The organism is Dyella sp. (genome assembly GCF_035685885.1).
Classification (GTDB): domain Bacteria; phylum Pseudomonadota; class Gammaproteobacteria; order Xanthomonadales; family Rhodanobacteraceae; genus Dyella.
Map to the genome: position 1 here is coordinate 22,252 of NZ_DASRZX010000088.1, position 7,628 is coordinate 29,879.

At 65.1% G+C, this 7,628-nt stretch carries 5 protein-coding genes; 1 reads left to right on the forward strand and 4 read right to left on the reverse strand.

The window, feature by feature from the left end; all coding sequences use genetic code 11:
- Window positions 1–51 precede the first annotated feature (51 nt).
- From VFG49_RS10940 to VFG49_RS10955, 4 genes are all read right to left on the reverse strand, one after another.
- Complete coding sequence (locus VFG49_RS10940; protein WP_324860356.1) at window positions 52–1,530, reverse strand: S10 family peptidase; 1,479 nt, start codon at window positions 1,528–1,530, stop codon at window positions 52–54.
- A gap of 298 nt (window positions 1,531–1,828) precedes the next feature.
- Complete coding sequence (locus VFG49_RS10945; RefSeq protein ID WP_324860358.1) at window positions 1,829–4,675, reverse strand: C1 family peptidase; 2,847 nt, start codon at window positions 4,673–4,675, stop codon at window positions 1,829–1,831.
- A gap of 240 nt (window positions 4,676–4,915) precedes the next feature.
- On the reverse strand, window positions 4,916–5,509 hold the full coding sequence (locus VFG49_RS10950) for an HAD family hydrolase (RefSeq protein WP_324860360.1): 594 nt from the start codon (window positions 5,507–5,509) through the stop codon (window positions 4,916–4,918).
- Window positions 5,510–5,578: 69 nt separating this feature from the next.
- Window positions 5,579–6,442 carry an AraC family transcriptional regulator gene (locus VFG49_RS10955; RefSeq protein ID WP_324860362.1) on the reverse strand — a complete coding sequence of 288 codons (864 nt, stop codon included), beginning with the start codon at window positions 6,440–6,442 and terminating at the stop codon, window positions 5,579–5,581.
- Between the two features lie 245 nt (window positions 6,443–6,687).
- On the opposite strand from VFG49_RS10955, the gene VFG49_RS10960 reads away from it, so the two are divergent.
- The coding region (locus VFG49_RS10960; protein WP_324860364.1) for an NAD(P)-dependent alcohol dehydrogenase at window positions 6,688–7,628 on the forward strand (941 nt) is incomplete at its 3' end.

Below are 7,628 nucleotides of genomic sequence, written 5' to 3' on the forward strand. Positions count from 1 at the left end.
TCGCGATGGTGAACGATGGTGCCGGCCGAAGCCGGCACCATGGCATGCAACTTACTTGGCGCCGTAGAGCGCCGCCGCATCCGCCTTGAACGCTTCCGCGCTGCCCGAACGGCTATAGAACATGTGGCCGCCCGGATATACCGACAGCTTCACGCGCTGCTGCTGCCCGAAGCTCGGCAGCTGATCGATGATCAGGCGCGAGGTGAAGAACGGGCACGACAAGTCGTTGTAGCCGTGCACGATCAGCACCTTCATGTTCGCGTCGTTGGCAATTGCCTTGCGCAGGTCGGCCACCGGCTTGTCGTCGTCGGCGCCGCGATCCCATTCGTTGTTGACGGTGTAGGACAGCGCCTCGTAGTGCGCATCGGTCTTCCAGCCCACCTCACGCGTCACGAAATCCACCATCGCGCTGGTGGTCGGCGCCAGCAGCGCATCGAGGATCGGATCGCCCGACTGGCGGCGTGCCGAGCCCGGGAACGGATCGAAGGCGGTGACGTTGGAGTCGTAAACGCTGCCGATCTTCTTCTCGCTGCGATGGATCTCGCGCAGGTAGGTGCCGATGTCCACGCGGCCGTCCACCTTGGCAACCACCGACGGATCGAGGCCCGTGTATGCCGACACCTTCTGTACGATGCGACCGGTAGCACCGGGATCCGAGCGGCCGGCCAGGAAGTCGGTGACGAACTGCGTGCGCACGTAGTTTTCCACGTCCGTCATCGCCGCCGGCGTCAGCCTGCCCTGTGCTTCCAGGTGCGCGGCAGTCATCGACGGCAGGTTGATCATCCACGGCAGCGGCGACAGCGCATCGCCATCACCGATGGCGGCGGGATCGAGATACGGCGACACCATCACCAGGCCGTTCACGCCCACGCCCATGCGCGTCTGCAGTTCGAATGCGATGCGCGGCGCGCGGTAGCCGCCGTAGCTCTCACCCATCACGTACTTGGGCGCACGAAGGCGGCCATGCTTCACCAGCCAGTCGTAGACCACGCGCGAGAGGTACTTGATGTCGGCCTCGGTGGCGTAGAAATCCTTCTTGGTCTTGTCCTCATCCTCGAGCGAGCGCGAGAAGCCCGTGCCCACGGGATCGATGAACACCAGGTCGCTCATGTCGAGCCAGGTATTGGGGTTGTCCTTGGTCACCGCCGCATCGGACGGCGAATCGCCATCCACGCCGAACTGGATGCGCTTGGGGCCGATGGCACCCATGTTGAGGTACACCGACGATGCGCCCGGGCCGCCGTTGAACGCGAACGTCACCGGACGATGCGGATCGCTGCCCGGTACGACATACGAGGTGTAGACCACGTCGGCGATCTTCTTGCCCTTGGCGTCGCGCACCGGGATGGTGCCGACCGTTGCCTCGTAGGACAGGCTGCGGCTACCGATGCGCACGCTCTGCTTGATGGTCTTGTCAGCCGGCAGCGGCGGCAGATCCGCGTCTGCCTTCTTGTCTGCCTCGGCGGCGGGCTTGCCATCCTTGGCATCGGCGGCCAAGGCCTGCGACCAGGGCGACAGCGCCATGCCCATGGCAAATACGGCTGCGCACCATGCAGCACTGCGCCCCACACGGGCCATACGTCCTCGAACAGGCAGATCACGAATCATCGGGTGTCTCACACAAACGCCAAGCGGCAGGAAATCGAAACCCGGCACATGGCTCCTGCTGCGCTGCAACGGCGCAACCGGAGGGGCCGGGAGAAACCCGATAGATGCGTGAATCGCGGCGTTGTCACCAGTGCCGTTCGGCATGGACGAAAGGGCTTGCGAGCCGCCGGAGCCATGCGCCGCGAAGCGACGGCATGCCGTGCGGCGGCAGTGCGGACTCTCAGAACCCGCGCAAGTCGTCCACCGGCATCGCGAGCTTGCCGCCGGTGATGCGCTCCAGCGTGCGGCCCACCACCTCGATGTTGTTGTCGAAGCTGCCGTGACTGGCGCTGATGGTGTCGCCGGACAGGCAGGTCGGCACCTTGTTCGCGGCGAGGATGTCCGTGCGCTTGCTGAGGCCGCTGTCCTTGGCCGCCTGCCGCCAGTTGCCCAGCGCCTCGCCCGTGCTCGAGGAGCCGTCCCAGCCGCTGCAGCTGGCATCCATCACGTTGGCCAGCCCGAGGATGGGCGTACGGACGTCCAGTTCCAGCGCATCGGAAACCATGTACAGCAGCGACTTGTGATAGATCGAGGCGACATTGTCATCGCGCTCGTTCTGGTCGGAAAGAATGTCCATGTACAGGCTTTTCATCAGCGTTTCATTCGGCGCGAAATGCTGGTTGGCGAACTGCACCGTGCAGGCGGGCGCATACAGGTGCATGGACTTGACGTTGTCGCCCAGTCCACGTCCGGACAGCACATCCATCAGCCAGCCCAGGAAGATCGAACCCGCCGAATGCCCGATGAGATGGATCTCCAGCTTGTCGCCCCAGGTCTTCTCCAGGTTCTGCAGCGCCGTGACCAGTTGGTCGCCGCCACGGGTGGACTGGCTGGCGCATTCCGCGTTCTGCTTCATCTCGCTCCAGATCGGACGCGCAAGCGGACGGCCCACGGTCTTTTCGACCAGCGCATCGGCGATGTCCGAGAGCGCCTCGCGCACGCCACCGGCGCGCGAGTCAGGTCGCACCTTGTCGACAAGGATGTCCCCTATCGATTCGAGCAGGCCGGTCTTCCACACCATGAACAACGGGTAGCAACCGTTGCCGACGAAATAAGGCCCCATCGCGCGGGCTCGCGTGATCGCATCCGCCTCGCTGTTGAGGCCGCCGTGCGCGTAGATCACCAGCCGCTTGACCGCTCCCTTCTGCTGGCGAAACCACTGGTCGGGCAAGGTGCAAGCCTGGTACAGCAGCCCGCGGCTCAGTTCGTCCTGGGTGAGATAACGGGTGATTCGGCCGTCGTCACCTAACACGACGCCATGCTGATACGCCGTGGTCTCGTCCCACGAGCGCGCACTGATTCCCGCACCCTGCCGCGTGGCACTCACGGCGCCCGCCGCGCGTGCGCCCGATATCACGCCAGGCACGCCCATGGCCGCCACCCATGCATCCATCGCATTGGCCAGCCAGTCCGCGTAGGTCAGCACGGCGAAACCACCGCTGCCCCAGCCCTTGCCCCACGAATTCTGGATGACGAAACCTTCCGAGTTGAAACCCACCAGCGAAAACGCGTGCCCGCCGTCCTGCGACGGACGACCATCGAACGCAATCACGGGCAGGCTTTCGTGACCCGTGATCTTCTTGTGCGACGTGGGCACCTTGGCCCAGCCATCGTGCGTGTTGGCCGATACATAGATGGCACCGACCTGGAGAATGGCCGCCTGCAGGTCGGTGATGGCCTTGAGGTCGATGCGGTAATACACGCCCAGCGTGTTGGCCGTCGCGCGTCCGGCGTAACCGAAGTGCGGCGTCAGGGTGTCGTCGGCCTTGTACGGCCAGTCGCCTTCCAGGCAGACACCGTGATAGAACCAGCCTTTCAAAGCACCGCGGCAACTGGAACCTTCGTAATTCTCGCCGGCGTATTCGTCGTAGCGCCGTGCGAAGTTGTAGAGCATGCGCGGACTGACCGACTCGAACTTCGTCGGCATGCCGGCCTTGCGCCAACGCAGGTAGTTAATGACGCATGCCAGCCCGAATCCGGTGCACGCGCCCTCGCTGCCCTGGTCAAGCACCATGCCGGCGCGTGCATAGGCCGGAAGGAACTCGCGAACTTCGGCGTCGCTGGGCACGCGATCGGGCAGGCACACCGGTGGCGGCAGATACGCGCGATCGCGCAGATCAACGGGATCCTTGCTCGCATTGGTCGTGCGCGCCGGTGCGGTGGGCGCGGGCGGTGCGGCCACGGCCTTCCCTGCCCCACGACCCGGACGCGCGCGCCCCGTGGTCGCCGGCCACACGTCGGCCGCGAGCTGAAACACATTGCGGAACTTGTCCAGGCCGTAGGTGCCACCATTGACCAGCTTGCGGGCTCCTGCGTAGTCGTTGCCGGCCAGCGCGGCACGCATCCGGGTCGCGGCGTTGGCCAGAAATACCGCCAGCAGCACCGCGGCCGGTTCCGCGGCATTGGCGAGATCGGGGTAACTCTCGATGTCGATGCCAATGGCTGATGAGTAGGCGTGATAGTTCGCGCGCCCGGTCAGTTGCACGAAGCCGCGTCCGCGATAGCGCGCGCCGTCGCCCGGTTGCGTGTTGCCCAGCGACTTGCGGCCGTCGTACGCACTGAAGGGCGGCATGCCCGGCGTGGTGTTGAAGTGCGAGGGGAATTCCGCGATGGGCACGAAGCCTTCGCTTTCCGCGCGAATGGTGCCCAGCGCCGCGCAAATCATCGGCCTGTCGCGCAGCCCGGCCACGTTGAGCGCCGCCGCCACGTACGGCAGGAAGCGCGCGATGTTGGATGCCTTTGTCGCCGGAAACAGTTGCCTCACCGTATCGAGGGTGAGCGGCACGGCCGTGGGTTGGAGCGTGATCATGCCGAGCAGGCTCTGGCAGTAAGGTCCGACGATGCCGTCCGCCAGCACGCCGATGCCCGCCTGCCAACGACGCGCCGCTGCATCGACGGTTGCATCGAAACTCGTGCCTGTCGCCAGGCCCGGGAAGTTCTTCGCCTCATCGCCCAGCACGGATGCCAGTCGCTTGCGCAGATCCGCAACCTCCGGACCGGCTGCACCCTTCATCAGCAGCATGACCATGACCCGCCCTCCTTGCCCGCATGCGTTGAGTGCCCGCCGTGGCCTGAATGGCGCGCACCGTCACGGGGATGCAAAAAGCCGCCGCGTGGGTGGAAGCCCGGCGTGGATCGTCGGCCCGTCCATCGACGCGAATGTGTCGGGCGGGACTTCGAGCAAATTACGCAGAATGCGGTCGCAAACAATGTCGCGAAAGCCATAGGCTGCGGCCTACATCGCCCGCAGGGTGCCGCATTGTCAGCGTCAGGCTTGTTCCTGCCACTGGAAATAGCGCCGGTGTGCCATCTGCAGAAGCTCGCGGTCCTCGTGGGTGTCGCCATAGGCATAAACCAACGGATAGGCATCGACGTCATAGGCCGCACGCACGCGCTGCTGCTTCTGGGCGCCCACGCATTGCGGTCCGAGATAGCGGCCGGTCATGCGCCCACCGCGAACCTCAAGCAGCGAGCAGACCAGTTCCAGCCCGTGCTGACGACACCAATGTGACAGATAGACGTCCAACGCGCCCGACACCACCACGACACGATCGCCCTGCTGCTGGTGCCAGCGGATGCGTTCCATGGCGTGCGGCCGGAGCACGGTGGGGATGATCTCGTCTGCAAAACGCCGCCCCATCTCCTGGGCATGGACATCATCCATGCCCTGCAGCCCTACCCGCACGGCACACGCGCGCATGGCGTTGGGCGATACGACGCCGAGCTTGTAACCCACCACCATCGGCGACAGCAGCAAGCCGCCCCAGCGCAGGCGCGCGGGCGGGACGGCGAATTCGAGAAAAGGACGGAACAGCTCCCGCTGGGTGATCGTTCCATCGAAATCAAACAACGCCAGGTTCATCGGCATTCCCTTGGGATGAGTCGTCTTTCAAAAGTGCGCGACGAACGCGCCGCGCGTGACAGGCGTGCCTTACCCGGCCACCTCGGCGAGCCGCAGCCTCGAAACGTCACGCAAGGGCGGCGAGCCGAACTGGCGACTGTATTCGCGGCTGAACTGCGAGGGGCTTTCGTAGCCCACCCGATGGGCCGCGGTGGCGACGTCGCACTGGTCGGCCAGCAACAGGCGACGCGCTTCGTGCAGGCGCAACTGCTTCTGGTATTGCAGCGGACTCATCGCGGTGATCGAGCGGAAATGATGATGCAGCGACGACGCACTCATGTTCACCCGTGCCGCCAGCTCGTCGATGCGCAAGGTTTCATCGTAGTGGCGGCGCAACCATTCGATGGCCCGCGACACCTGGTGGCTCTGGCTGCCCGAAGTGGCGATCTGCGCCAGTCGCGCGCCCTGCTCGCCCGTCAGCAGCCGGTACAACAGCTCGTGTTCGATCAGCGGCCCGAGCACGGCCAGGTCACGCGGCGAATCCAGCAGCCGCACGAGGCGGAGCAAGGGATCGAGCAATCCGCCGTCCAGCGCACTCAGCGAAATGCCCGGCGCCGAACCGCTACCCGGCCGGTTCGCGGAAACATCCGGCAGCATCTCGCGCACGCGCGCCACATCCAGGCGATAAGTGAGGCACAGACAGGGCTCGGCCTTGGAGGCATGCAGCACCTGCGAGGACACCGGCACGTCCACCGAGGTCACCAGATACGAAGCGGGCTGATGCACGAACGATTGCTGGCCGAGCAGGATCTGCTTGGCGCCCTGCAGGGCCAGGCCGAGGCTTGGCTCATAGATGGCGCAGGTAGGCACGCTTGGCGAATCTGCGCGAAACAGGCTCAACGCGGGCCACGGCGTAACATGCACACCTTCGGCCGGCGTCAATCGTTCAACCATGGCTGTCAATTCCTCGCGACCTTGTACAGGTTGCGACGAGCTCGGTTGGCCGTGAAGCTTGGCGTTCATGGATTTTGCAGGGTGATCATGGCGAGAAGATTGCCTGTTCCTGCACGCCCTGGCGAGTGCCGCTCCGCGCATGCTGCAGGATCAGGCAAGTATTTCGCAGGATCCGGCTACCGGCGTTCACGCCGATCTCCCCATACTCCATGGTCTCGACTCTCTCGCCCCTCAAGGACTCAAGCATGGCTCTTTCCATCCGCGGCTACGCCGCCCAGTCCGCCAGCACGCCTCTCGCCGCTCACGACTTCCAGCGCCGCGATCCGCGGCCCGACGATGTGGTGATCGACATCCTGTACTGCGGTGTCTGTCATACGGACATCCATCAGGCCCGCAATGAATGGCACAGCAGCACCTACCCGCTGGTGCCCGGCCACGAGATCGTTGGCCGCGTCAGCGCCGTGGGCGAGCAGGTCAAGGGCTTCCAGGTTGGCGAGATGGTGGGCGTGGGCTGCATGGTCGACTCCTGCCAGCACTGCGGCTCCTGCCATGCTGGCCTCGAGCAGTATTGCGAGAACGGCGCCACGTGGACCTACAACGACAAGGACCGGCACGACGGCCTGCCGACCTTCGGCGGTTATTCCGAACGCATCGTGGTCTCGGACAAGTTCGTCCTGCACATCTCCGACAAGCTCGACCCCAAGGCCGCCGCGCCACTGCTGTGCGCCGGCATCACTACCTGGTCGCCGCTGCGCCACTGGAAGATCGGCAAGGGCAGCAAGGTGGCCGTGATCGGCTTGGGCGGCCTGGGCCACATGGGCCTGAAGTTCGCCAAGGCGATGGGCGCCGACGTCACGCTGTTCACCCGCACGCCGGGCAAGGAAGCCGAAGCGCGCCGGCTGGGCGCCGATCACGTGGTGCTCTCCACCGACCCGAAGCAGATGGCAGCAGTGACCCGCCAGTTCGACTTCATCCTCGACACCGTGCCTTCACCGCACGATCTCAACCCGTACCTCGGCACACTGAACCTCAACGGCGTGCTGTGCCTGGTGGGCCTTCTGGAACCGATTGCGCCGCCGGTGCAGGCGGGCATGGTGGTGCTGGGCCGTCGCTCGATTTCCGGCTCGGCCATCGGCGGCATCGCCGAGACGCAGGAAATGCTCGATTTCTGCGCCGAGCACGGCAT